General features: G+C 44.5%; 20 protein-coding genes and 2 tRNA genes. 7 read left to right on the plus strand and 15 right to left on the minus strand.

Going from position 1 to position 24,283, the window contains the following annotated elements:
• The 10 genes from ITG12_RS03710 to hppD form a co-directional block, all read right to left on the minus strand.
• Positions 1–1,776: a membrane protein gene (locus tag ITG12_RS03710; protein ID WP_009705965.1), complete on the minus strand. Its 1,776-nt coding sequence runs from the start codon at positions 1,774–1,776 to the stop codon at positions 1–3.
• 429 nt (positions 1,777–2,205) lie between these two features.
• Positions 2,206–3,177, minus strand: a complete 972-nt coding sequence (locus tag ITG12_RS03715) for a hypothetical protein (RefSeq protein ID WP_248873643.1) — start codon at positions 3,175–3,177, stop codon at positions 2,206–2,208.
• Positions 3,178–3,476: 299 nt separating this feature from the next.
• Positions 3,477–3,553 (minus strand) — tRNA-Val (locus ITG12_RS03720).
• Positions 3,554–3,599: 46 nt separating this feature from the next.
• Positions 3,600–3,676, minus strand: a tRNA-Val gene (locus tag ITG12_RS03725).
• Between the two features lie 179 nt (positions 3,677–3,855).
• Complete coding sequence (locus ITG12_RS03730; protein WP_248873645.1) at positions 3,856–4,194, minus strand: hypothetical protein; 339 nt, start codon at positions 4,192–4,194, stop codon at positions 3,856–3,858.
• A 151-nt stretch (positions 4,195–4,345) separates the two neighbouring features.
• Positions 4,346–5,008, minus strand: coding sequence for a DUF2726 domain-containing protein (locus ITG12_RS03735; protein ID WP_005439975.1), 663 nt, complete (start codon positions 5,006–5,008; stop codon positions 4,346–4,348).
• A gap of 197 nt (positions 5,009–5,205) precedes the next feature.
• Positions 5,206–5,874, minus strand: coding sequence for a maleylacetoacetate isomerase (gene maiA / locus ITG12_RS03740; RefSeq protein ID WP_248873647.1), 669 nt, complete (start codon positions 5,872–5,874; stop codon positions 5,206–5,208).
• Between the two features lie 20 nt (positions 5,875–5,894).
• A complete protein-coding gene (locus ITG12_RS03745; protein WP_248873649.1) occupies positions 5,895–6,932 on the minus strand; it encodes a fumarylacetoacetate hydrolase family protein in 1,038 nt (345 codons plus the stop codon).
• 9 nt (positions 6,933–6,941) lie between these two features.
• The gene (locus ITG12_RS03750; RefSeq protein ID WP_248873651.1) at positions 6,942–8,072 is read right to left on the minus strand and encodes a homogentisate 1,2-dioxygenase; all 1,131 of its coding nucleotides are present in this window, start codon (positions 8,070–8,072) and stop codon (positions 6,942–6,944) included.
• On the minus strand, positions 8,065–9,138 hold the full coding sequence (gene hppD, locus ITG12_RS03755) for a 4-hydroxyphenylpyruvate dioxygenase (protein ID WP_038874811.1): 1,074 nt from the start codon (positions 9,136–9,138) through the stop codon (positions 8,065–8,067). The genes ITG12_RS03750 and hppD overlap by 8 nt, the downstream gene beginning before the upstream one ends.
• 400 nt (positions 9,139–9,538) lie before the next feature.
• Here hppD and ITG12_RS03760 point away from each other — a divergent pair, with 400 nt between their 5' ends.
• From ITG12_RS03760 to ITG12_RS03785, 6 genes are all read left to right on the plus strand, one after another.
• Positions 9,539–10,000, plus strand: a complete 462-nt coding sequence (locus ITG12_RS03760) for a TetR/AcrR family transcriptional regulator (RefSeq protein WP_038874807.1) — start codon at positions 9,539–9,541, stop codon at positions 9,998–10,000.
• Between the two features lie 602 nt (positions 10,001–10,602).
• Positions 10,603–11,709 carry a M20/M25/M40 family metallo-hydrolase gene (locus ITG12_RS03765; protein WP_038873360.1) on the plus strand — a complete coding sequence of 369 codons (1,107 nt, stop codon included), beginning with the start codon at positions 10,603–10,605 and terminating at the stop codon, positions 11,707–11,709.
• Positions 11,710–12,133: 424 nt separating this feature from the next.
• Complete coding sequence (locus ITG12_RS03770) at positions 12,134–15,844, plus strand: M66 family metalloprotease (RefSeq protein WP_248873945.1); 3,711 nt, start codon at positions 12,134–12,136, stop codon at positions 15,842–15,844.
• A 157-nt stretch (positions 15,845–16,001) separates the two neighbouring features.
• Entirely contained in the window at positions 16,002–16,430 is a 429-nt protein-coding gene (locus ITG12_RS03775) for a hypothetical protein (RefSeq protein WP_248873652.1), read from the plus strand.
• Positions 16,431–16,439: 9 nt separating this feature from the next.
• Positions 16,440–17,114 carry a Crp/Fnr family transcriptional regulator gene (locus tag ITG12_RS03780; protein WP_038873229.1) on the plus strand — a complete coding sequence of 225 codons (675 nt, stop codon included), beginning with the start codon at positions 16,440–16,442 and terminating at the stop codon, positions 17,112–17,114.
• A 113-nt stretch (positions 17,115–17,227) separates the two neighbouring features.
• A protein-coding gene (locus tag ITG12_RS03785; RefSeq protein WP_248873654.1) for an IS3 family transposase occupies positions 17,228–18,432 on the plus strand; the annotation gives its coding sequence in 2 pieces (ribosomal slippage) (positions 17,228–17,615 and positions 17,615–18,432; 1,206 coding nt in all).
• Positions 18,433–18,474: 42 nt separating this feature from the next.
• Here ITG12_RS03785 and tsgA read toward each other — a convergent pair.
• The 5 genes from tsgA to ITG12_RS03810 all read right to left on the minus strand — a co-directional run bounded on the left by tsgA (position 18,475) and on the right by ITG12_RS03810 (position 23,852).
• Positions 18,475–19,641: an MFS transporter TsgA gene (tsgA, locus tag ITG12_RS03790; RefSeq protein WP_248873656.1), complete on the minus strand. Its 1,167-nt coding sequence runs from the start codon at positions 19,639–19,641 to the stop codon at positions 18,475–18,477.
• 87 nt (positions 19,642–19,728) lie between these two features.
• Entirely contained in the window at positions 19,729–20,436 is a 708-nt protein-coding gene (gene deoD, locus ITG12_RS03795; RefSeq protein WP_005439921.1) for a purine-nucleoside phosphorylase, read from the minus strand.
• A gap of 399 nt (positions 20,437–20,835) precedes the next feature.
• Positions 20,836–21,975 (minus strand): diguanylate cyclase, encoded by a 1,140-nt coding sequence (locus ITG12_RS03800; RefSeq protein WP_038874784.1) that lies wholly within the window; start codon positions 21,973–21,975, stop codon positions 20,836–20,838.
• 199 nt (positions 21,976–22,174) lie between these two features.
• Positions 22,175–23,350: a 23S rRNA (adenine(1618)-N(6))-methyltransferase RlmF gene (gene rlmF / locus ITG12_RS03805; protein WP_248873658.1), complete on the minus strand. Its 1,176-nt coding sequence runs from the start codon at positions 23,348–23,350 to the stop codon at positions 22,175–22,177.
• Positions 23,337–23,852, minus strand: a complete 516-nt coding sequence (locus ITG12_RS03810) for a M48 family metallopeptidase (RefSeq protein ID WP_005427832.1) — start codon at positions 23,850–23,852, stop codon at positions 23,337–23,339. Before ITG12_RS03810 ends, rlmF begins: the two co-directional genes overlap by 14 nt.
• Positions 23,853–23,991: 139 nt before the next feature.
• Here ITG12_RS03810 and ITG12_RS03815 point away from each other — a divergent pair, with 139 nt between their 5' ends.
• A complete protein-coding gene (locus tag ITG12_RS03815; protein WP_038874778.1) occupies positions 23,992–24,219 on the plus strand; it encodes a glutaredoxin family protein in 228 nt (75 codons plus the stop codon).
• Positions 24,220–24,283 lie beyond the last annotated feature (64 nt).

The raw sequence follows: 24,283 nt of genomic DNA on the forward strand, positions 1-24,283 counted from the left end.
TTACACAGCCATTTTGCTAGTCGTGACAACGTTGTTCATTTCACGAACAAGTTTTTGGTAATCACGAGTGAACTGTTGAGTGATCGTTGCTAAAGCTTCACCCATTTCACTCATGGTACGGTTAATCTCTTGCTGCATTTGAAGGTCAAGCACTTCAACTTGCTTCTCTACCGCGCTGCCTGTCTTACCAACAGAGTCTGTAATTTGGTCTTCTAAACTATCAAAGGTTCTACGCACCGCTTGAGCTTGTACTTGGAAGACATCTTCTAACGTTGTTTCTAGACGTTCATGAAGCTTAGAAATAGCGTTTGTTGTTTCCTGCTGAATTTCTTTAGTGCTTGCCAGAAGCTCTTGGTTTGCTTCTTTTAATACTGTTCCCGTATCTTTTGCATCATCTTTAATCTCAGCCACTAGAACACGAAGCTGACTATTTAGCTCAACAATAGAGTCTTCAAGCTGTTGCTTAATTTGTTCAGCGTTGTCTGTGAGGTAGGTTGCACTATTCTGAAGTGCCCCTGAGGCTGTTGTTACGTTGTCCGTAATATCGTTAGAAGCTTCAGCTAAGCGGCCACCAATTTCTACTGCTCGACTCTCTAGCTCATGTGAAACCTTAGTCGCGCCTTCCTCAAGGTTAGTTCGCATTGATTCAACACTCTGGTTCGCAGTCGCACTAAAATTATCAATGATCTTTTGAGATTCAACCAACATTGACTCGTAGTGCGTTGAGGCCGCTTTTACTGAGTCACCAATTACTGCCATTGTGGTATCCATTTGCTCACGAATCTGAGGCATAGCTTCAACAGCCTTATCTCTCAAGTCTTTAAATGCCTCAAGTCTGTGTTCTAACTCGGTTACCTGACCATGACCTAGTTCCATAACTTGATGCAGCTTCTCCATTGTTACAGGAATGGCTTCCGCTCGCTCATTGATGTGCGCTACAGATTTCTCAGTGGATGAAATTGCATCAACGCCCAACTGGTATTTGGTCGCCATATCCTCTAGTTGATGGCGGTAGTTTTCTTGCCAATCGACTAATTTCTTAACTGATTCATCCAAACGCTTAAAGTTCTCACCAAATTGCTCCGTCAACTTCTCGTTGAAATCAACAATTACTTCTTTTAGAGCATTGATTACTTGTTCTGTTGCAGACTTAGACAGAAGTTCACCGAACTCATCCATTTTCTTCCATAGTGTGCTCTGGAATTCAGCATTACGCTCTGTTGTTTGCTTAAACTGGTCGTTTAATGTTCTTTGACCGTCATTAATGTCTGTTCTGAGGTTCTTAATTTGTGAGGTCAATGACGAATCCTCGTCACCTTTAATCGCAGATAGCAACTCATTCGAAGCGTTTAACTGCTCTGTAGAAGCCTTCAGTTGTTGTGACATAACTGAGAAGATTTCCTCAGGACCTACAGACTTCGTTTCTTCGCGTTCTTTTTGAGGAATTAAACCTAACGCAGCTTTATAAAAAATAGAACCAGCCATACCTGCTAAACTTGTCAGGAATGCAGTCTTTAGGCCACCAAGCAGTGATTCGATACTGCCATCAATGTTTTGGGGATCGAAGTCCATCAGACCAACTACGATGCCTGCAAACGTACCAAGAATACCCAATGATGTTAAAATATTAGTTGTACTTGCAGTAAAGCGTGGTGCTTTCCCTAATATTGCCAATAAGATCGAACCAACTAGCAACAATAAAATAAGGTAGATAAAACCATTTGAAATGGACTCTGCAGAAAATGAAGCGATAAGTGATGCTAATAGTTCGGTCATATAAGTAATTCGGTAGTATGTAATTGGACGGCAGCATTCTATATTAACAGAACGCCATTCTCAAACATTCAAATGGAAGTTTAATAAAATATCTATTTGTACAATGATTTGGATCATTTTTATAAATAAGAGAGCTAGCAAGGTTATTTGATTTAATACACCATGTGAATGAGACGTGAAAAACTCAACATCAATTTTAATTTACAAAAATATATTAAACAATTTGATAACAAATATAATTCCAACTATTCAACTCCCCTAATAAAGCTAACTAGCTCATCAAACATCGCTTCTAGGATGCTAGGCATCACAGCAACTAATTGTGTGGCAATACATCGAATCAAGTTCTGTACCATGATGAGCTCCTTGGCACGAATCTAATAACTATCGCCAACACTAAACAGCTAGCGATAGTGTGATTGTTTGGGTCTACGCGGCTTCTAAACGAGAAATAATAGCCTCTAGAGGCAGATCTTTATCACGAATCAGTTCAACAACTGCATCTATATCTTGTTCGCGGTTCAAAGCTAACGCGTGGTTTAAATCGTCAATTAGTGTTAGAGCTTGTACTCTAGTTAGTTTACGCAGCGAGCTCACTCGACTATCTGACGACATATCCATTAACTCTGCTACGGAGTCTTTATCTTGTTTCACAGAATGGGCTGTGCTTGTGCTTTTCTTGATCTTTGAAACAACCAAATTCTCTACATTCGGCACCGTTTTAGACGAAGAATCAATACTTACAACGCTCTTAGCCCTAAACTCTCGAACATCAAACTCATTCATCACTGTTTCTACAGGCAAAGGTTCATAACTCTTCTGGTTGTATTTGTTTTTACTTACTAAGAGCTCAGAGTAGTAAGCAATTGTTGGCAACATGAAATTCAGATGCTTCAAAATAGCTTGCTCAATCCCTCTCATCTCATTTCGTTTGATATACACGCCGTCTTTGCGTGCTTGCAGTGCGAATGAGATGGAGTGCTTCACTACGTCTAAACGGCTCTCGTTGATATCGCCTAGCTCCTGAGTTTCTAAAACACGAGACTCTTCTTGAGATTTCAAGATAGGTAGACGTGTACGAAGCGATTTGATACACCCCTGGATTAATTTATCGTTCGAAGACCTGATTGAATGAACCTGTTTAGGTTTTGACTGAAAGTCGTCTTTTTTAACTTTACTTGCTCTAAGCTCACGCTTTACTTCCGCCATAAAGTTATTAATTGATTTACAGTCAGATGGAGTCGAACCGGTAAAAATTGGCTTTGGTACACCATCGATAAGCACTTTAAGATGATTCGTCTGTGTTCTTTCATAAGAGAAAGGAGTGTCGGCGCCAAGCAAGTCATTTAGAAATTTAATGACTCGTTTTTGATACTTGCTGTAACCGGATGACTTACACATAAAGGCCTCTCAATTGATATCGTTTTGTTGAAAGGAATTTTATTAAAGGCTAAGCCTTGAGTGGGGTTTATAAGCTTGCGAAAAGTATCTTCCTGAACGTTTTTACTGTGTTGTTGAGTTTATTTAACGACTTAGTGGCTGATTCCATGAACCAAGTGACTATTTGCACTGGGTACATATGTTCAATTTGCGTCAGTTATAGTAAGTTGCGACAGCTCAAACTCACAATTCAAACGGTTCAGATACAACAAAGCCCGCTATAATAGCGGGCTTTGCGTTTGTCCATGAAGGACTAAATTTGGTGGGTCCGACCAGATTCGAACTGGTGACCCCTACCATGTCAAGGTAGTACTCTAACCAACTGAGCTACGGACCCAAATTTAATGTTCAGCATACTTTGGTTTTAGCATGGCTTTAAGGAATGGTGGGTCCGACCAGATTCGAACTGGTGACCCCTACCATGTCAAGGTAGTACTCTAACCAACTGAGCTACGGACCCATTCCTTAAGAACGAGATGGATATTAGCTATATCCTATGAGGGGTGCAAGCATAAATTCACTAACTTTGATTCGTTTGGCGAAAATCTAAACTCAACACCCGCTTTTAGACGATTTTATCGACAAAGCATTGGCAGATACGAGCTAAAAGTGTGATCTACTTAACTTTTATATTTTCAGCTAATTATCGTAGGGCACTTCGCTGAGCATCCAGATCTGCAAAATCTGTGAGACATCGGGGCAATAGCCGAACAAGATTTGGTACTTTGGTTTGAAAGGTTCGCCGATAAACGTGGTACGAATCAGTTTGCCAGTTTTTAGGTCCACCTGCGTACTCACCCTTCCCTTGAGGTTTTGAAAAATCGCAAATTGTTCACTGTGGTACACCATCTGCTCTCGGTAGAACAAAAAATGGTCTTGTGGTGTTTCTGTAAGTTGGCATTCTAGTGGTTTTAAAGGCTGCTGAGCTTGCACACTCAATGCCACTAGCAATGCAGATAGACTCCATCCAAATCGCATCGTACGTCCCTATTCTTCTTTCTTTATCAAAGTATAGGAGCTATCGGGGTAACTGCAGCGAAGCTCGGAACTTGTGACTACCAAGAAAGAAAAAAGCTTCAACCAATCCAGTTGAAGCCTTTCTCTATTTCATTATCTGGGAACGAAATGCTTATTCGTCTTCGGTATCAAACACCACGTTGTAGTTTTCTGTGTAGGTACAGTTTGGTTGGCGGCTACAGGTAAAGAAGCGTCGACCTTTAAACTCACCTTGGCTCGCTGTTCTGATGATCATCGGACTGCCACACTTTTTACAAAAGCGGACTTCTTTATCCGGTTCAATCAGATCAATGTGTGCTGCTAATAAACGACGTAGACGCCCCACTTGGTAGCTGTGTTTTACTGATGCGCCAATCAAAGGAAGGTTCGCCGATTTACACACGTGCATGAGCAGCTTTTGGCGCTCGACTTTGCCTTTATGTAGCTGCTGACCGTTATCAAGCTCAATGATCACGCGCGGTTCAAGCGTTCTAGGGTCGCAGATAACGTAATCAAAGTAGCTGCGTGAAATTCGGTTACTGGCAATGAAGAACTGCTTTTTATTCTTAATCTCTTTTGGTGCGATCAACGTTGCCATGTTTACTTTAGCAAACACCACCGCATGATCACCAACCGCCGCTCTTAACGCATTAAAAAACGCGCCTTCCTGCCCTTTTAATAAAGGACCTTTCGAACGGTATGGGAAGTCTCGCGTGTCATCGTTTTTGATCACGTACTTTTGAATGATAAAGAAGAAAACAACAAGTAGAACAACAATGATAAAGATGTTGGTCATAGATAAAGTGCGCCCAAAACAACTAGTTGCTCAAAGCCTAAATGGAAATTTTAACCAGAGCAACAAAACCGATAAATTTTGCGGGGTGATAATAACAGTAGCCAACGTTTTGAACACGATTTTTACGTCAAGTTGAGAGAACAAAAACGGACTCCATTAAGAGCCCGTTTGTTAATCATTAAGATGTAGAGAGAATGCTAGCTGTTCGCGTCGGGTTGGTTCTCAGGCATGGCACCAATAAACGCTGGCAGTTGATTACATGCTTCTACAACCGAGTTAATTACCGGATAAGGAGTCATATCCACTCCAAAACGTAACGCATTGTACACTTGAGGCACTAAGCAAATATCAACAACAGAGGGAGAGTCAGTCACACTGTAGATACAGTTTCCATGTTGTTGTCGATGCTGGTTTAGCTTCTCTTCCAATGCCATAAAGCCTTGATTTACCCAATAATGAATCCACTCGACTTTCGCCTCTTGATCACACGACAGGTGCCCTTCTAGGTACTGCAACACGCGCAAGTTATTGAGTGGGTGGATCTCCATCGCGATATCCTGAGCCATAGCCAAAGCTTGGTAACGAAGTGGCGATGGTTCTGGAATCACTCGAACTTGTGGATACTGCTCATCAAGATACTGAATGATGGCAAGAGATTGGTTGAGTAGAATATCACCATCCACCAGCACTGGCACAAGCTCAGAGGCGTTTAACTCATGGTATTCCGCGCTATGCTGCTCGCCGCCATTACGTACCAAATGAACCGATTTGGGCTCATAGTTCAGCTCTTTTAAGTTCAAACAAATGCGAACTCGATAAGCCGCCGAAGACCGCCAATAGCCATAGAGGGTGATGTTATCGCTCATACTTCCCTTGCCCCTCACTCTCAGTGTTTTAGGTATTGGCTGATTTGCTGATCAATCGCACCAAAGATCGAGTTGCCATCTGCGTCAAACATTTCAAGCTTGATAGAGTCACCAAACGACATAAAGCTCGTTGACGGTTTGCCATCACGAATGGTTTCAATCATGCGCACTTCTGCAATGCACGAATAGCCTACGCCACCCTCTTTGATAGAGGTACCATGCTCCGTGCCCTGCTTGTTCGATACTGTGCCCGAGCCAATGATTGCACCTGCAGAAAGTGGACGGGTTTTGCTGGCATGGACAATCAAATCAGCGAAATCAAACGTCATATCTACGCCTGCATTTGGGCAGCCAAATGGTGCATTGTTGTAGGTTGAAACCAAAGGCAAATGAACTTTGTTTTCATACCATGCTTCACCCAGTTCATCTGGCGTTACTGCAACAGGAGAAAACGCCGACGATGGTTTTGATTGGAAGAAGCCAAAACCTTTCGCAAGCTCTGCCGGAATCAAACCGCGCAACGATACATCGTTAACTAGCATTATAAGGCGAATGGATTCTTGTGCTTCTGCAATGCTTGCTCCCATCGGCACGTCACCAGTGATCACGGCAACTTCACCTTCGAAATCGATGCCCCACTCGTCGCTGGCAAATTCGATGTTGTCGCAAGGACCAATAAATGCGTCAGAACCACCTTGATACATCAAAGGGTCGGTCCAGAAGCTTTCTGGCATTTCCGCACCGCGCGCTTTACGCACTAGTTCTACGTGATTGACGTAAGCACTACCATCTGCCCATTGATAGGCGCGAGGCAATGGTGACTCTAAATAGTGGGATTCAAACGCTTCACTTCCTGAAACCGAACCATTGTTTAGCGCGTTATAAAGCTCTTCCAGTTGTGGAGCAACTTTATCCCAGTTATCCAATGCCACTTGCATGGTCGGTGCGAGATGCATCGCGTGGAAAATTTCGGTTGCCGGAACACATTGTGTCAGGTCTTTGCTCACGACCATCAACAGACCATCGCGAGTGCCATTTTTCTTGGTTGCTAATTTCATCCTTGCCCCTTACTTCTCTTGCCAGCTATAGACGTATTCTTTGTTTTCAACCTTATCGAGCTCGTCAGAAAACTCGAGCGCGTGGCGCGTATCAATCATCACTGCCACTTCATCGGTAAACTTCTTCTTATATTCCTGACCCGCTTTGAACGCTTTCGGATGAGGGCCATGAGTAAAGCCTGCCGGATGGAAAGTTACCATTCCTGCTTCAATGTTGTCACGGCTGAAGAAATCCCCTGCGTGGTAGAACAAGACTTCGTCATAATCGTCATTGTTATGATAGAACGGCACCTTTAGTGCGCCAGGGTCGCTTTCGATTGGTCGAGGTACAAACGTACACACAACGAATCCAGCACCAACAAATGTAGTGTGGGCAGAAGGCGGTAAGTGATAACGATGCGACATCAAAGGTCGAATATCACGCCAGTTCACTTTCACCACAGCCAAGTCACCGTGCCAACCAATCGCATCAAGCGGGTTGAATGGGTAAGTAATCACGCTGACTTTGTCATGACGCTTCACATGAACTTGAGTTTGATCTTCTGAGTACTGCGCACGAAACTCGTCGTTAATTGACGGCGTTTCCAGAACGGCTGGGTCGAACACAGCATGATTGCCCACCATGCCTTTTTCTGGCAAAGAATAAGCGGCATCGGTGTTTTCAATCATTAGGACAAACATTGGCTCGCTTGGTTCTAAGCGCCAACTGGTTGAGCGTGGGATCATCACGTAATCACCTTCGCTCACTTTGAGATGACCATAGTCGCAGTAAAGATCTGCCGTGCCGTGATGGATGAACAGCAGCTCATCGCCATCGGCGTTACGCACCAAGAAGTCCATCTTCTCGTGCATACGCCATACACGAATCTTACAGTTGGCGTTGTGTAGAAGATGCGGCACTGCCCAAGGCGAAATCTGACTTGCCGTTTCGACTAGGTTGAAATCGAACGCGCGCGGGCGCAAATCGCCTCCCCACTCCGACCAACCTGTCGGTGCGTGTTGATGATGAAAGTGTGCAGCAGGGCCAAAGAATCCACTTCGGCCTGCTTCACGTTCGTAAATTGCCTCTTCCGGGAAATCAGCATGTGCTTGCTTGGAGCACACTCCCTCCCGATGAGGGAATGTGATCCATTTATGCATCACTTAGTACTCCTCGGCGGATTTGGTCTTCTTCAATCGATTCAAACAAGGCTTTGAAGTTACCCTCACCAAAGCCTTCGTTGCCTTTACGTTGAATGATTTCAAAGAACACAGGGCCAATTACTGTCTGGGTGAAGATTTGTAGCAAGATGCCGTCTTTAGTTGGCGCGCCATCGATAAGAACTTGCAGATCACGCAGTTTGCTGACGTCTTCCCCGTGTCCTTTTACGCGCTCGTCCACTTTCTCGTAGTACGTATCTGGCGTTGGCATAAAGTCCATGCCACGATCACGCAGTGTTTGAACGGTTTGGTAGATGTCATCGGTGGTCATCGCGATATGCTGAATACCTTCACCGTTGTACTCACGGATAAACTCTTCAATCTGCGATTTGTCGTCAGAAGACTCATTGATTGGAATGCGGATCTTGCCACACGGTGCGGTCATTGCGCGGCTAACAAGCCCTGTCAGCTTGCCTTCAATGTCGAAGTAGCGAATCTCGCGGAAGTTACCAATGCGCTCGTAAAATCCAGACCACACATCCATGTTGCCTTGCTTCACGTTATGAGTCAGATGGTCGATTTCGTACATGCCAACGTCTGCTTTCGCTAGACGTTCCTCTGCATCATCGTAGAAGCGGAAGTCGACATCGTAAATGCTCTGTTTGCCGTAACGATCAACGAAGTACAGAAGACTCTCACCGATACCGTAAATTGCCGGAATGCTTAGCTCCATCGGACCGATTTCCGTTTTGTACTCTTCACCGCCGTTATCCAGCGCTTGCTTTAGCGCCACGTTAGCGTCTTGCACGCGAAATGCCATGCCACAAACGGAAGGTCCATGAACTTTAGCGAAGCCTTCTGCCTGACTGTGCGGCTGAGCATTAACGATAAAGCTGATGTCACCTTGTCGGTACAGCCAAGCCTTCTTAGAACGGTGTTTTGCGATTTCTGCAAAACCCAACGAAACAAACAGCGCTTTCAGTTGTTCAATACCTTCGCTATCCGCCGCTGTGTATTCCACAAATTCGAATCCATCCGTGCCTAATGGGTTGTAGGTGTCCACCATGACTTTCTCCTTATGTCATTGTTGTGTTTGAACATACGTTCTTGTTCGATATTTCTAACTTGGCGCAGGAGGAGAAAAATTGGAATACATACGAGGAAATCTAGCTTCATGCACTTTTTGCAACGTAATGTAAAAAATATGTTACACGACATTATTCGCCCGCAATCGTTTGCGTGAAAAATAAGGAAAACACATAATATCAATGTATTAGCATATCGTTTTTAAATTTACACGCCCAATTAAGATGTAAACAGATTGTTACCGCAATGACTTTTGTGGGCAGTAACGCGCAATTCTCATTCAAACAGTGTCAATATACGGACAATTATTCTGATAATATATGGAATGAGTGCCGATAAGTGGTAGTATCATTTTTTAACCACTACACTGGCAAATAGTTATGGCACGCCGAACTCAAGAAGATACCCAGATTACCATCAACACCATCCTCAATGTCGCGACAGAGCAGTTGATCAAGCTTGGTTACGAGAAGATGTCCTACACGACGTTGAGTGAGCAATCGGGAATATCGAGGACGGGCATAAGCCATCACTTTGCAAAGAAAGCCGATATTCCTCGCGCTCTACAAGGCCGACTACTAAAAATCATGGCCGATAAGTTGAACATGTCAGGTAATGAAAAAGACTTCATTGACAGTTGGGAACATGCGTTTGGCGATGAAGCGTTTATGGCGATTTGGCGTTTGGCATTTTTGATGACAGTTTGTGAGCATCACACACCTTATCTCAATGAGATTCAAACGCAGATTGAGACTGTTGCATCGTTCAAGCTTAACAAGTCATGCCAACGCACGATTGAATGGTTGATAGGTGTAACTTTATTGAGCTTGCAAAAAAGTTAACCCAATTATCTGGATACGAGGCCGAGTCAGCGACTCGGCTTTTTGCGTTTTTATACTCAGAAAACTTGGATTTGATTATTATTTAAGTATAGCGGCCGAACCCTTTGCAGAGTTCGGCCTATCCAGAAAGGCAGTGCGAGAGGACATGAATAAACAGAGACCGTATTAACCCACAGATGTGATACTGCTTCAATAATTACCCGTTAAATTACAATCGACTATGCAGTTATACTGTTAACTTTTCATCAATTACATAAATAGCTCGACTCTGTACATAAATACCACTCGCCCTTATATAAATCAGTCACTTTCGATATTTGTAAAGATTCGCTAAAAGCTCATAACAAACGATTAGTTTTTCTCTATCACCCCAAAAAACTGGGTGTTAGTCTTGTTTACATATTTACCTAGCCCATTTTTACTTTCGTGACCGCCGCATCAGATCCGGTAATTCGTAGGTCAAGAGAATGTCAGGCAGCGGTATTTTTTGATTCAAGACAGTTTTGACACGGACTAGGTATGTAATAAGAGGTGTTCTGTTCCCTTTCGGGCTCGCACTCTATACCGCTGCGGTCTCGACCAAGAAAGAAAGAGACATCCAAATGACACAAATTAATCAAGAACGTCTAGTTGAACATTTCTGCCAACTGGTTCGCATCGATAGCGAATCTATGAATGAAAAACAAATCGCAGAAACTCTGGCTGAGCAACTGGGCGAGTTAGGCTTTACGGTTCAAAAACTACCTGTACCAGAACAAATTTCTAATGGCTTCAACGTTTATGCACGTCTAGAAGGTAAGAAAGAAGGCTCTATCCTCATGAGCTGCCACATGGATACAGTAACGCCTGGTATCGGCATTGAGCCGATCATCGAAGATGGCATCATTCGATCTAAAGGCAATACGATCCTTGGCGGTGATGACAAGTCTGGCATTGCAGCAATCATGGAAGCGGTTCGTTGCATCCAAGCTGAAAACCTAGAGCACAAAACGTTAGAGCTTGCTTTCACTGTGCATGAAGAAGGCGGTCTGTTCGGCTCTGAGTACTTCGACATGACACACGTAACGTCTAAAGAAGCGATCGTACTGGACACAGGCGGTCCTATCGGCACTATCGTGACAGCAGCACCTGGTCAGCAAAAAATCGTTGCAACAATCAAAGGTCGCCCAGCACACGCGGGTCTAGCACCTGAAGAAGGCATCAGCGCAATCATGGTAGCGGCAGATGCAATCAACCACATGAAGCTGCTTCGTATCGACGAAGAAACCACAGCAAACATCGGTATGGTAAACGGCGGTCAAGCGACAAACATCGTGATGCCAGAACTAAAAATCGTTGCTGAAGCACGCTCTCTAAACGGTGAGAAGCTAGAAGCGCAAGTGAACCATATGATCTCTACCTTCGAGTCAGTATGTGAAAAACACGGCGCAGAAGTTGAAATCGAATCAAGCCGCGCATACGACGCATTTGTTATCGAAGAAGACAACGCTCACGTCTCAGCAATCAAAGCGGCATTCGCTGACATGGGCATCGATGCATTCACAAAAGGCACTGGTGGCGGCAGCGACGCAAACAACTTCAACAAGAAAGGTCTAACAACGGTAAACCTTTCTACTGGTATGGCGAAAGTACACACAACTGAAGAATTCATCGCGGTTGACGACATGGTGAAAATCACGGAATTCGTTAAGCACTTCCTCGTCAAATAAGCGAACTAAGTAAGCACAACTTGCGCTTAGTCTAAAACGTAACCTAAATCCCCTTCCTGCTTTACGCATGGAGGGGATTTTTATTTCCGTTGAGTAACGTCCCCTTCTATTACGCAGTTAAGCCACCAAAAAACAACGATTTCCCAGAGCAATATGGCGTACGCATACATAGAAAACGTCATTTTGTATAGATGGATAAATGTGAATTTGGACATAAGGTACCAATCTGCTTTCGTGATCAAATCAGAGCTGGAAGCAAAATCACAGGCATAATTCATGCTATCTATTTCGTCGGCGGTTCCCATCAGATAATCAAATCCATAAGCCACTTGCATTAAGAGTGCTTATGTAATCCCCCTCCATACTGTGTCGAGCTTCTGGCGACACATAAATGTCTATTCAATTGGCAAAAGTAGAGTCTAATATGAAGAAAAACACGCTCGCTTGGCTGATCTCATCCTTATTAGGAAGTACAGCCACTTTCGCAAACGCGAACCACGACCTAACCTTGGTCGAAATCGGAAACCAAACCTTTGAACGCATAGAAATGCTCAAGCAGTTAGCAGACAAAGGTCAAGGTACATCTCAACGCGATGGCGAAACCTACCTTGATTTCCAAGGCTATGAATACTGGGTGAACTTTGATGGCTACCCTAAGTTCCCATTCTTATTCGGCGATCAAGACCAAGCCTACCGCAATGTGGTGAACTTCGTCGGTCCTGAATGGGAGTTCATCATGTACAACGGCGGCTTCTATCTGATGCACAAAGAGTTTGGTGTGATGAACCCAGACGACACAGGTTGCTACGTAGAATATATCCCTGCTGCCCGCGGCTCTATGCGTCCAAATGGCGAATACATTTGGCAGTCAGATATGATTCAAAACATCGAGACTTCTGATTGTGGCGACCTATCTGCGCCAAGCATCAATGCATTGAACGTAGCCAGCGTTTCAGATCAAGGTGTTCAGCTAAAATGGGCTACGCAAAACGCGAATGACAATGTGGTTTTGACGTTGACCGAATCAGGTTCAGAGCCCGTTCGTTATGACAACGTTCAATCTGGCTTGTTCATTGGTAACCTGAAACCAGACACTCGGTACACGGCGGAGCTTTCGTCATGTAATGCGATCGATTGTATCGAGCCACAAAAGATTGAGTTCACGACAAGTGCTGCACGCCTTGGTTACGCAGACGAATTGCCGCTAGACAATCACTTGAATGGCGATTTGACTGGTTCTATCCATTTTGCTCAAACCCATACTACCACCGCCCCGAATCAAAACGATGTGAACCTGTTCCCTGACTTGGTGATAGGCCGTGAAGCTTTGCTTTTATTCACGCCAGAAGACAAAACCGTTCAAAAAGTTTGGGTAGAAGTGAGCTTTGAAGGCACTGTCATCACTCGGCTCCCAATGCTGCCACCAAGCGCGCTTGCGGCTTCCGATCAGCCAGATAATGGACGTTCTAAAGTGGTATTCTCCCATCACGCGTGGTCACTACCGCTGCAATGGGATTGGATGAAGCCCGGCTTGTCGCTGCGCTTAACCGATAACACTGATCGCCAAGGCGACTTAGCTGCCAATGAACTTGTCTTTGGCGGCGCACCGGAGCTTATCATCCAAAACATCGACATGGGTATGCTCACGGCGCCGCGTGATGGCAACACCATGATCAAAAATATGGCAAAACTCAGCGCCGATTACTTCCAGAAAATCCCAGCATCTAAACTGGTGATGGCGGATTACACTGCAGCTTATTTCCCGAAAGTGACGCTGCCAAACGGTAAGGTTTACACCACAAGCTCCGATGGTGAAGGTGGCTGGCACGGTGGTGACATGCGTGAAGCCATTGGTAAAGCACTGGTCTCTACAGGTGTGAATAATGCGAACGTTGGCATTACCGATAGTGCTGGCTATTCGCAAGCTTACAATAAACGCTTCAATCACATTACTGCGCACACCAACCGCGGCGTGTACACCAACGGTATTATTGACCATGGCGGCAGTGGCGGCGGTGGCATCGTGACGTTAACGGCAACAACAGGTAACGAATGGTCGCATGAGCTGGGTCATAACTACGGTCTGGGTCACTACCCTTGGTATGCTTCTACGCACGATTTAGAATCTGGCTGGGGTTGGGATGCTCTGCATCGCCGCTTTATCGGTAACTTACACTGGACAGGTGAAGCCACGACTAACGATGTGGGTGGTGAAGTGGTACCACCATTTGCGGGTGAATTCCGCTTTATGCGTGACGCTCAAGCTGGTGGCGAAGCCGCATTATTAGGCACCATTAGTCATTACACGTTAGAGCACCCTTCTCAGTCTCGCCGCGTACAAACTTGGCTCAATAACGGTTTTAACGTCGACCTAAACAGCTCGACTGGTTATGCTCGTTGGAATCAAGAAAGCCAAAGTTACGAAGAAGCACAAACCGATACGCCAGTACCTACTGCAGCAGGCGTGCCTGTTGTCACCCTGTTAGGCATTTACGATCCGCGTAACGAACTTGCAAGCCAAGTTTACCCGCTGATTTACTCCAACTACGGCAACGTGTTTGAGCAGACTTCTGCACCAGACGTAACTTATCATCCGGAGGGTTGGCAAGCTGTGTCTTCTTTGTCTAACGAGCAAATTCAACAAGATTTGTGGCAGACGATGAAGGTCAACAATCAGCAAGCTCGTATTTGTCAGTTCACCTACACGGCAAGCAACGGCGAAAGTGCAAACTTCGTTGGTACGATCAGTGCGGATATGGCGCGCTGTGAAAGCAGCGAAGACATGTACTGGAACATCAATGGTCAGCGTGAGCACATGATTTCTCAAGATCATGACTACTCGTTGCTGTCTAAATACGGTGAAGGTGCTGTGACTTACACGCCGAACACCGAAATTGGCGAAGTGCCACTTTGCGTGCTTGATAAATCTGGCACGAGCCATGACGGTGCGGGCTACTTTACCTCTTCCCACTGCCAGCAGTTTAGTGGCGTGAAACACAACAACGGAGCGGATTGGCGTTACGCTCGACATCAAGGTGGAATGCATCAACCGAGTATGATCTCTCAACGTAGCTGTGCGGTTACGGTGGAGCGTCAGGATGGCTCAGTACAGAACATTGCGGTTGCAAGTAGCCGATTAAACGACTCACAAAGCAATAAGTTCCACTTTAACCTAGAGCAGCTGCCACTACCGACTCGTGTCACCTTAAGTTGTACTGACGTGAATGGTGAGCAAGTGCTAGATAGTTTGATCCCTGATCAAAACCCAGCGATCGACAAGCTTGTTGGTCCTATCTTTGTTGGTCAGGAGCACGGTTACAAACAATACATTGATGAACAAGTCATGTTTGCCGACAACGCAGCGTTAAACCGCGTCGACTTTGGCTTTGTGGCTGACTTCGACAAGTTCGTAGCAGACAACTACGGAGCGGGTGTGCTGAACAATGGTGAGACAAGCGCAGAACGCCGCGCTGGTGCACTTTACGTGTACCCTAACCCAGTCACCGGCACTCGCGATTACTTCCTAATGCGTGACATCTCTGCGGCGGATTTCCCAACCAACCAAGCAGACAATGAAGGCTGGAAGTACCTAGGCTCAGCGGAAAACCATGTCCAGTTTGATTTTAACCCACTGAAAGTCGATCGTAGTAACATCGACAATGCACAGCGCATTGCCGGCTACTTCAATCAACCGCAGTTGCTAACGTGGGAACAAGCGAGTTCAACGGCATGGGGACAATCTGAGAACGCTATTTTCATTGATACCGATGAAAGTGGTGAGCGCCGTTACTTTATGCAAAAACGTCCGGGAGTGAACAGCGCGTTGCCAGTTCAAAACACCTCTGACGCTGATTGGCGCTTTATTGGTAGCGATACGGATATTGAACAGTACATTGCTGAGCTCAACAGTGACCTAGCTAAGTTTGAAGAGGAAATCTTGACGTGGCACAAACAAGATCGCATGGGAATTTGGGGTGAGAACAACAACACGGGAACCATCAACGATATTTACGTGTACCACTTCCGTGGTGGTTACCATTACTACCGCCTCATTGACGGCAAGTATTGGTACTTCCCTTGGCCAACGGAGGCAAACCCAAACAACGCTGATTGGCAATATCTCGGTCAGTTCTAACTCGTAAAAATGTTCGTAGCATGATCATTTAACGTTAACGCCCTACCTAAGCTCAGACTTGTGTAGGGCTTCTTTCTATTTTATTTCTGCGGTCTTTTTGGCGTAGCCCTCAAACCGAGTTACACTACGCCCTCTTTTCCTTTTCTGATTCATTCCCATGACTGACGCTGATATCGAGCTGCAACACCTTTGGTTAGAAGTCCAAGCTGAGCGCTGGCAGAACCTGTCACGCTTTTTGTTTAGCTATTACTGCTACAAACACAACCTCGTGAGTAAAACCAACAAAGTGTGTTGGGAAACAGCCCGTGTATCACTACCTTGTTCTAAGACAATTACCGAGCGCAAACATGCGGTTATCGAACCATTGATACCGGAAGATACGGTCGTTGGACTATTAAAAACCATCAGTAAAGATGGCGATATGAGCTTTGAAATGATGGCGAGCACACTCGACACGTTTTTGCGCTATGTTGTGATCAGCAAACAAGAAAAAGCCCAGCTTAAACCCAACATGCCAGCAAGTTGGTATCAGCAAGAGAGCAAGCCATTAATGGCACGTTTTGAGCTAACGGGAATTGTCATTTAAGGTACGTCGATGCAATTACAAACCCTAGGTAAAGGACGCTTTGAGGCGCAATGGAGTGAAGATAAACATCTCATCGAAAAAACGATCCGAGATTGCATCTGTACGCGCCGAATTTTTGATGAAAACGAAAAGCTCCTTACCCAAGGTGAGCATGTCGAAAACTTATATCTGGTCGATTCCGGTCGTATCTCCATGGGTGTCACGGCAAGAAACGGCAAAACCTTTCTGCTTGGTACGCTTGAGTGTGAACAACAAGTCTTTGGTGAGATGGAGTTCTTTACCGGCTATCGCTGCCAAATGGACATCGTTCCGGTAGAACCGGTTGAAGTTGCGATTATTGACGCGCAAAAGCTGCAAAAATGCTTGTTAGAACAGCCTCGACTGTCGCTTTACTTTGCCAGCGCCATCGCGATTGATTACCAAGATACGGTGGAGATTCTTTCTCGCCGATTACTCTACCCAATCACCTATAACGTAGCGTACGACATCTATCATCAGTATTTAAATGACCTGCCAGTGGATGGGTTCCAAAAGAACTATTTGGAAGCGGAGCGATTTGCCACCTCAGACCGTGTTTATCGCCGCGCGGTGAAAGAGCTTGAAAGCAAAGGCTTTATCGCCAAAGAAAAGAAAGGATTACGTATTCTCGATTTGGACGGACTACGTAATTTTGTTGAAGAATAGCTGAGTTCTTCAATCGTAAATGAGAAAAGGTCTGCACAGTGCAGACCTTTTTGTTCTCTTTGTACCGTCCTAAATAAGGTTGACACATTTCCAACATGAAATTGGAGAATGTCATGAAATCAACGAGTAAACGAACCCAACGAGATTATTCTCTTGCCTTTAAATTGACGGTTGTTGACCAAGTAGAAAAAGGTGAGATGACCTATAAACAAGCTCAAGAGCGATACGGGATACAAGGCCGGTCTACTGTCTTAGTTTGGCTTCGTAAGCACGGTCAGCTAAATTGGTCTAAAGGAATAGAGAAACCAAACACAGTAGGTAATGGCATGCCTGATTCTCCTTCTACTCAAACTCCAGAACAACGGATAAAAGAACTCGAGCAACAACTTGAAGAAACTCAACTGAAAGCGGACTTCTTTGAGGCTGTCGTAAAAGTAATGGATAGGGATTTCGGTGTCCGAATCTCAAAGAAGCGCAAAGCCGAGTTATTAAGGAAAAAACGGTCAAAAGGCTCACAGTAACTAAAGCTTGCCACTTCATCGGGATTACTCGGCAGGCGTTTTACAAACGCTACGCGCTCGAGCTTCAGCGAACTCAGAAAGAGCAATCTGTCATTGGGTTCGTCAAAGAGCAAAGGATTCAACATCCTCGATTAGGAACTCGAAAGCTCAAGTACTTACTCAGTCAGAATAACATTTATATAGGGCGAGACTGTCTGTTTTCATTGCTAAAACAGCATCGCCTATTGGTCGTAAACCGAAGGGCTTATCATCGAACAACAAACAGCCATCACCGGTTCCACTGCCATCCAAACCGAATCAAAGAGGGCATGGTTCCAAATAAACCGGAGCAGTTATGGGTCGCTGATATCACTTACTTGGCAACACGAGCGGGAAATACTTATCTCAGCTTAATCACTGACGCCTACTCGAGGAAGATAGTTGGGTATCATCTAGATGATAATATGAAGACGCCAGCCGTTAAAAGTGCATTCCTGAAGGCTTTGAAAGAGCGGCTATATGAGGGCGAGCTTATTCATCACTCTGACCGAGGTATTCAATACTGTTCTGAGGAATATCAGTCACTACACAGAAAATATCACGTGACATGCTCTATGACTGATGGATACGACTGCTATCAAAATGCTCTAGCTGAAAGAGTAAATGGTATTTTAAAGATGGAGTACTTGCTGACTAAGCCGAACGACTTGAATGAAGCTAAGAAAATGGTTGCTGAGTCGGTGAAACTCTATAATGAACAGAGGCCACATACAGCTCTAAAATACAAAACGCCCGATGAAGTTCATCGAGCGTTTTAACTAAAAGTGTCAACCCATATCAGGACGGGTCACTTAATTAATTTAAGCGGCTTGCGTTTGCTCTACTGCCTTAAACTTCATTGAAACCACCAGCATTGCGACGACTACTGCGTAGATAACTGGGATGGCGTACATCACGGTTTGCAGACCAACCACGCTTTCCATTACCGAACTGATAGCTGGGCTAAACATCGCACCCGCACTGCCGCTGATTAAGATGTAAGACACGTTCTTACTGGTTGCATTACGCACAAACGATACACCGTAAGCGATGAAAGCATTGTAAAGCGCAGCACAAGCAAAGCCGTAACCGTAAGTCAGGTATGACAACCATTCTAGTTTATCCGTAGTAACGATAACGCTGGTGATCACCATAGCAACAGAGATAATAGTCACTAGGAAAGTTTGAATCTTCATGCGCGAAACAATCACGGTAGAAACCAACGCGCCAACCAGAGCAGCAGACCAGTATTGAGTGATGATGTTGCCTGCTTGCTCAAATGGGATATCAAACTTCTCTTTTACGAACATTGGCGCCCAAGTTAAAAAGGTGTATAGCGCAAGCATACCTAAGAACAAACCTACGCCACCACTGATGATACCGAAGTTCCATTCAGATTTTGCTTCTTGCTCAGAGCCGCTTTCACCACCATATTGGTTAAAGTTGGTCAGCAGAGCAACAAACATGGTTGCCAACGCCACTACACCCACGCTTAGGTAACTGATGCTCCAGTTCATGGCATTAGTCAGTGCATATGTCGTAATCAAAGGGAAAACAACGCCCGCAACATTAAAGGTCGCATCTTGAACCACCAGCATGGTGCTTTGAATTTTGTCTTTCCATACCGATACGACGATAGTACCCGCGATACAAAGACCGACACCGCCACAGAAGCCAATTACGGTCATGCCAAGCATTACGATAAACAGAGATGGCGCAACGTATAGACTCAGTGCCGCAGCGGCAATCGCACCGTAACACAATACGGTCATGCGTTTGATGCCGACTTTTTCAATCAGAAAGAAAGCCGCGATAGTACCGGCAAGTGCGCCGCCGTTTAATAGCGAGAAAATCGATGCGACTTCGTTAACGTTCGCATCAAAGGTGTTGGCTAGCGGTTCAACCAACATACCAAATTGGGTCGCAAAACCCGCCATAATGAAGTTAGCGAGAAAGCTAATTGCGGTGAGTGTTATTTTATTTTTCATAATTCACTCCAAGGGCTCATGAGATAGATGTTCTTAGTATTAGAGAGAGCCAGCGAGCCAGCTCTCAAAGAAAACTTAATTGTAGGGTTAAGCTTTAATCGCAGTTTCTAGCGCAATTTCAATCATGTTGTTGAAAGAAAGTTGACGCTCTTCTGCTGTGGTTTCTTCACCAGTAATGCAGTGATCAGACACGGTCAAAATCGCCAGCGATTCAATGCCGAATTGGTGTGCCAAGCCGTACAAGCCCGCTACTTCCATATCCACACCAAGCACGCCAAAGCGCTCTAGGGCTGGGATCATGTCTTCATCCGGATCGTAGTAAAGATCGCCTGTGAAGATGTTACCCACTTTGACATCAATACCCTTCTCTTTCGCAGACATGTAAGCGTTGTGCAGCAGTTCAAACGTAGCAGACGTTGCCATATGGTAGCCACTGCTGCGCTTAGCATTCGTCGGTGAATCTGTGCCTGCCGCTTGGGCTAGGATAACGTCACGCATGTGAACATCTTTTTGCGTCGCGCCAATGCTGCCGATTCGGATGATGCGTTTCACACCAAAGTCATTAATCAGTTCGTGACCGTAAAGCACCATTGATGGAATGCCCATGCCGTGCCCCATCACTGAAATGCGCTGACCTTTGTAGTAGCCGGTGTAGCCCAACATGTTACGAATGTCCGTAACCAGTTTGGCATCATCTAGGTAGGTTTCAGCGATATATTTCGCGCGTAGCGGATCGCCCGGCATGATAACAGTTGAAGCAAAATCTTCTGCAGAACCTGCGATATGAGCAGTCATAGTGTTTTCCTCTTTCGTTCTGATGGCGCAATCATAATGAGGAAACAGGGCAAAGTTTCAGGACAAAAGTCCGGTTTGAAAGTGCGAGCTCTCATAACTGAGCAAACAGTAAATATGGGGTCGGTTCAACAGATAAACCGACGAAGTTGCATCGGTTCGAAGCGAATGATCATTAATGACTGAAATAGCTACGGTAAAGAAAGAAATATAAAAACAGATTACAAATTCTGTCATGAAGGTTTACAGGTTTGCTTTTTAATCAGAGGGCCGCTGATAACTTCAACTCATTCAATAAATCAGATTCATTGTTATTGATTTTTAAGAGCCTCTCAAAAGAAAAGTGGTAATTATGGTATTACTTTTCCTTTTTATTATATTTATAAAAATCACCTGTAGTTTTTATTTAGATTCAATAATGAGTATAGACTCTGCAACAACCTTATTTCTTCCACTCAGTTTTGCTTTATATAAACACTGGTCTACTTTATCTAAGAAGTATCGAATGTCTAAGTGTGTTTCTACCCGTTGACTAAATACGCCAATAGAGCTCGTTAGCAAGTGAGCCTGAGCATTATTTTCGCATAGGATTGAAAGTTTAGAGATCGATTCTCTCAATGACTCTGCGCGCTCAACGCAATGTTCATGCTCTGAGTCGACAAGCACAATCAAAAACTCTTCCCCACCCATTCGAAAAGCGATTTCGTCAACACCATTGAATTGCGAAGATAATAACGTCCCAACCTTGGTGATGGCCTCATCGCCCTTTAGGTGACCAAGCTCGTCATTCAGTTGTTTGAAGTAATCTAAGTCAATGGAAATAAAGCTGACAGTTTGCTTTCCTGCTTGCGCTTTAGAAAGAATGTCTGGCGTCATGATGTTGAAGTATCGACGATTGTACAGACCCGATAATTCATCCGTTATCGCAAGTTCTTGCAGCTTTTTGTTGAGACATCTCAACTCTTTTTCTGCCACAAAACGACGATATTTTTCTCTAACAAGCTCGATGGATTGAGTAGACACTTCAAAATACATTTTGAGCACGGTATCTGCGACTAAACCGTTGATACCTTGCAGTGTATCTACCGCATTCACTTTTGCCGTCTCTAAAGAATCGGTAGATTCCAACTCTTTCAATGCGACACTCATTTTCTTGTCGTCGCCGATGATATGGAATACGAGCCAACGAATTAAGAACTGCAGAATATGTTCGATAGATTCTTGCCAGTTGAGGGTTTTAGATTCACATTGAATCTTGATGACTTCGTTGACGAACGACGCATGACTTTTCTTGTGATCATCATTCCAAACATCATCGAGAAAGTGTTCGTTCCAGATACTTTCTTCGAAAGAAAAGTGATATTGAGCGTAGTCCTTTAATTCACTAAACACGCCATCAACTTCTATTTGGTCATCATAAATCAACGTATTGGCTAATTTATTTACCAATAAAAAGAGATGGTAATGTTGTTCATCGATCTTTTTAATCCCTGTCTCAAAATTGTGATTCCAAGGAAAAATGATCAGTTCATTATCAGACATAACTATTCATGTATTAACACTATTTCTTGTGGGGAATAGTACCCCATGTTATTTAAAGTTGATAGCCCTTATAAACAAATCTATTAAGCAGAAAAATAACCAGATTTGTTATAAATATTAAATCAATAAATTTATTGTTAAAAAATAGCACCAACAGAGTGGCGCTATTTTAATGGTTAGAACAGTATGCTGTGAATAATTACTTTAATTCAATCCACGCTTTACGCTGCGATTTGTCCATGTAGGACCAAGCTATAAAGCGGCTGACTTTTTGTCCTTGGCTCATTTCCACGATTCGGATCGCTTTTACACCCAACTTCTCAAGTTGTTTGCGCATCGGACGAACATTGTCTTTCTTTGAGATTAACGTGGTAAACCAGAGCACTTGCGCACTGAATGCTTGGCTTTCGTTCGCCATCTTACGGATAAACGCTGCTTCACCACCTTCACACCATAACTCAGCATTTTGACCACCAAAGTTAAGCGCAGGTTTATTGGCTTTTACTTGAGGCGTTTTCGCTTGATTAGCTTGAACCTTCACGCCCTTCTTACGCTGATTCGCTTTTAAATTGTCTAACTTACGCTGACTGCCCATCGCAGCTTCTTCAGCAGAACGGTGAAATGGCGGGTTACAAGTCGTAATATCGTAGCGATCGTTTGGCTGGATAATACCGCGGTAAATATTGGACTCACTGGTTTGTTGTACGAGTTCGATCTTACCGTTTAACGAGGCGTTGCGTTCTGTGATTGCTCGTGCTGATTCAATTGATTTTGGGTCAACATCGCTACCGGTGTAATGCCATCCATATTGAGTCACACTTACGATTGGGTAAATACAGTTTGCTCCAACACCGACATCAAGTGCTCGCACTTTATGGTGGACGTATTTGCCTTTTACTTCACCATCGAGCAACTCTGCTACGCGATGAACGTAATCCGCACGCCCAGGAATCGGCGGACACAAGTAAGTGTCAGGGATATCCCAATATTCAATATCGTAATGCGCTGCCAGCAATGCTTTATTGAGCATCTTGACGGCCTTTGGATCGGAGAAGTTGATTGAGTCTTCGCCTTTCGGATTCTTTATCACAAATGATTTGAGCTGAGGCTCTGCTGTGATCAGCTTTTTGAAATCGTAGCGACCTCGATGTGCATTACGTTCATGCAATCCACTTTTAGCAATTTTGATCACTTCTACATCGCAGCTTAGGTTAGCGGCGTTAGTTTTCAGATCAGTGCGTTTTACAGCACTTGCGGCTTTTGCCGTCGGTTTATTTTTCACACGCCTTGGTTTGATCTTGGTGGCATCTTTGCTCGGCTTAGACTTCGCCGATTTTGGCTGAGCTTGTTTCGCGTTGTGATTATTGGTCTTCATTCGAATTCGCTTTTAAATCGAGGTAAATCATAAACAGACGAGCATCAAATTCGAGTTGGTGATACTCAGGTTCCATATAACAGCACAGTTGGTAAAAGGCTTTGTCGTGGTTTTTCTCACGAGTATGCGCCAACTCATGCACCACCAGCATACGTAATAACGCTTCAGGTGCATCTTTAAACACGTTCGCAATGCGAATCTCATTTTTCGACTTTAGTTTGCCGCCATGGTTACGGCTTATCACGCTATGCAAACCAAGTGCATTGTTGACGGCGTGAATTTTCTTATCGTAGACCACTTTGCTAATTGGCGCGGCTTTCTTCATGTAGCGGTTTTTGATCGCTATAGCGTATTCGTAGAGTGCCTTTTCGCTTTTGATTTGGTGTCTATCTGGGTAGCGTTTTTCGAACCAAGGCACCAGTTTACCGCTATCGATGAGTGAACTGACTTGCTCGACAATGTTCTGCGGATAACCTTGAATGTATCGAAGTGACGGATGCATGCGTATTAAGTCTGCTATGACAAAAGAAAGGCGCTAAATATACCCGAGATGAGCAAGAGTTTCATCTTAGGTTTCGAGCTTTCCTTTGTTGCGAAACCTCGCTAAACTTCGCCTCCCGACGATAATGGAGAGAAATTGAATGAAACGTGTCGTTCTTTACGTCAAAGACAAATGCCCACACTGCAAAGATGCTCAACGTTATCTTGATTCGAAAAATATTAACTACCGCTTGTGCAACGCAAAGATGCAGCGCGGTCGCAAAGAGCTCGATGCTCTGGGGGCTCGCTCTGTACCTGTACTGAAGATTGGCGATCAAGTCATGATTGGCTGGAACCCAAAGAACTTTGAAAAAATGTACAGTAACTAAGAGACGAACCAATCCAATTGCCCAGTTACTTAGTCCACACTGAAGAGCTTCTCCAAAGAGAGGC

This window comes from Vibrio sp. ED002 (genome assembly GCF_023277445.1).
Taxonomy (GTDB): Bacteria; Pseudomonadota; Gammaproteobacteria; order Enterobacterales; family Vibrionaceae; genus Vibrio; species Vibrio jasicida.

Coding starts and splice junctions, on each gene's coding strand:
- ITG12_RS03710 (WP_009705965.1), bottom strand. CDS start 1,776: ATGACCGAACTATTAGCATCACTTATCGCTTCATTTTCTGCAGAGTCC.
- ITG12_RS03715 (WP_248873643.1), bottom strand. CDS start 3,177: ATGTGTAAGTCATCCGGTTACAGCAAGTATCAAAAACGAGTCATTAAA.
- ITG12_RS03730 (WP_248873645.1), bottom strand. CDS start 4,194: ATGCGATTTGGATGGAGTCTATCTGCATTGCTAGTGGCATTGAGTGTG.
- ITG12_RS03735 (WP_005439975.1), bottom strand. CDS start 5,008: ATGACCAACATCTTTATCATTGTTGTTCTACTTGTTGTTTTCTTCTTT.
- maiA (WP_248873647.1), bottom strand. CDS start 5,874: ATGAGCGATAACATCACCCTCTATGGCTATTGGCGGTCTTCGGCGGCT.
- ITG12_RS03745 (WP_248873649.1), bottom strand. CDS start 6,932: ATGAAATTAGCAACCAAGAAAAATGGCACTCGCGATGGTCTGTTGATG.
- ITG12_RS03750 (WP_248873651.1), bottom strand. CDS start 8,072: ATGCATAAATGGATCACATTCCCTCATCGGGAGGGAGTGTGCTCCAAG.
- hppD (WP_038874811.1), bottom strand. CDS start 9,138: ATGGTGGACACCTACAACCCATTAGGCACGGATGGATTCGAATTTGTG.
- ITG12_RS03760 (WP_038874807.1), top strand. CDS start 9,539: ATGGCACGCCGAACTCAAGAAGATACCCAGATTACCATCAACACCATC.
- ITG12_RS03765 (WP_038873360.1), top strand. CDS start 10,603: ATGACACAAATTAATCAAGAACGTCTAGTTGAACATTTCTGCCAACTG.
- ITG12_RS03770 (WP_248873945.1), top strand. CDS start 12,134: ATGAAGAAAAACACGCTCGCTTGGCTGATCTCATCCTTATTAGGAAGT.
- ITG12_RS03775 (WP_248873652.1), top strand. CDS start 16,002: ATGACTGACGCTGATATCGAGCTGCAACACCTTTGGTTAGAAGTCCAA.
- ITG12_RS03780 (WP_038873229.1), top strand. CDS start 16,440: ATGCAATTACAAACCCTAGGTAAAGGACGCTTTGAGGCGCAATGGAGT.
- tsgA (WP_248873656.1), bottom strand. CDS start 19,641: ATGAAAAATAAAATAACACTCACCGCAATTAGCTTTCTCGCTAACTTC.
- deoD (WP_005439921.1), bottom strand. CDS start 20,436: ATGACTGCTCATATCGCAGGTTCTGCAGAAGATTTTGCTTCAACTGTT.
- ITG12_RS03800 (WP_038874784.1), bottom strand. CDS start 21,975: ATGTCTGATAATGAACTGATCATTTTTCCTTGGAATCACAATTTTGAG.
- rlmF (WP_248873658.1), bottom strand. CDS start 23,350: ATGAAGACCAATAATCACAACGCGAAACAAGCTCAGCCAAAATCGGCG.
- ITG12_RS03810 (WP_005427832.1), bottom strand. CDS start 23,852: ATGCATCCGTCACTTCGATACATTCAAGGTTATCCGCAGAACATTGTC.
- ITG12_RS03815 (WP_038874778.1), top strand. CDS start 23,992: ATGAAACGTGTCGTTCTTTACGTCAAAGACAAATGCCCACACTGCAAA.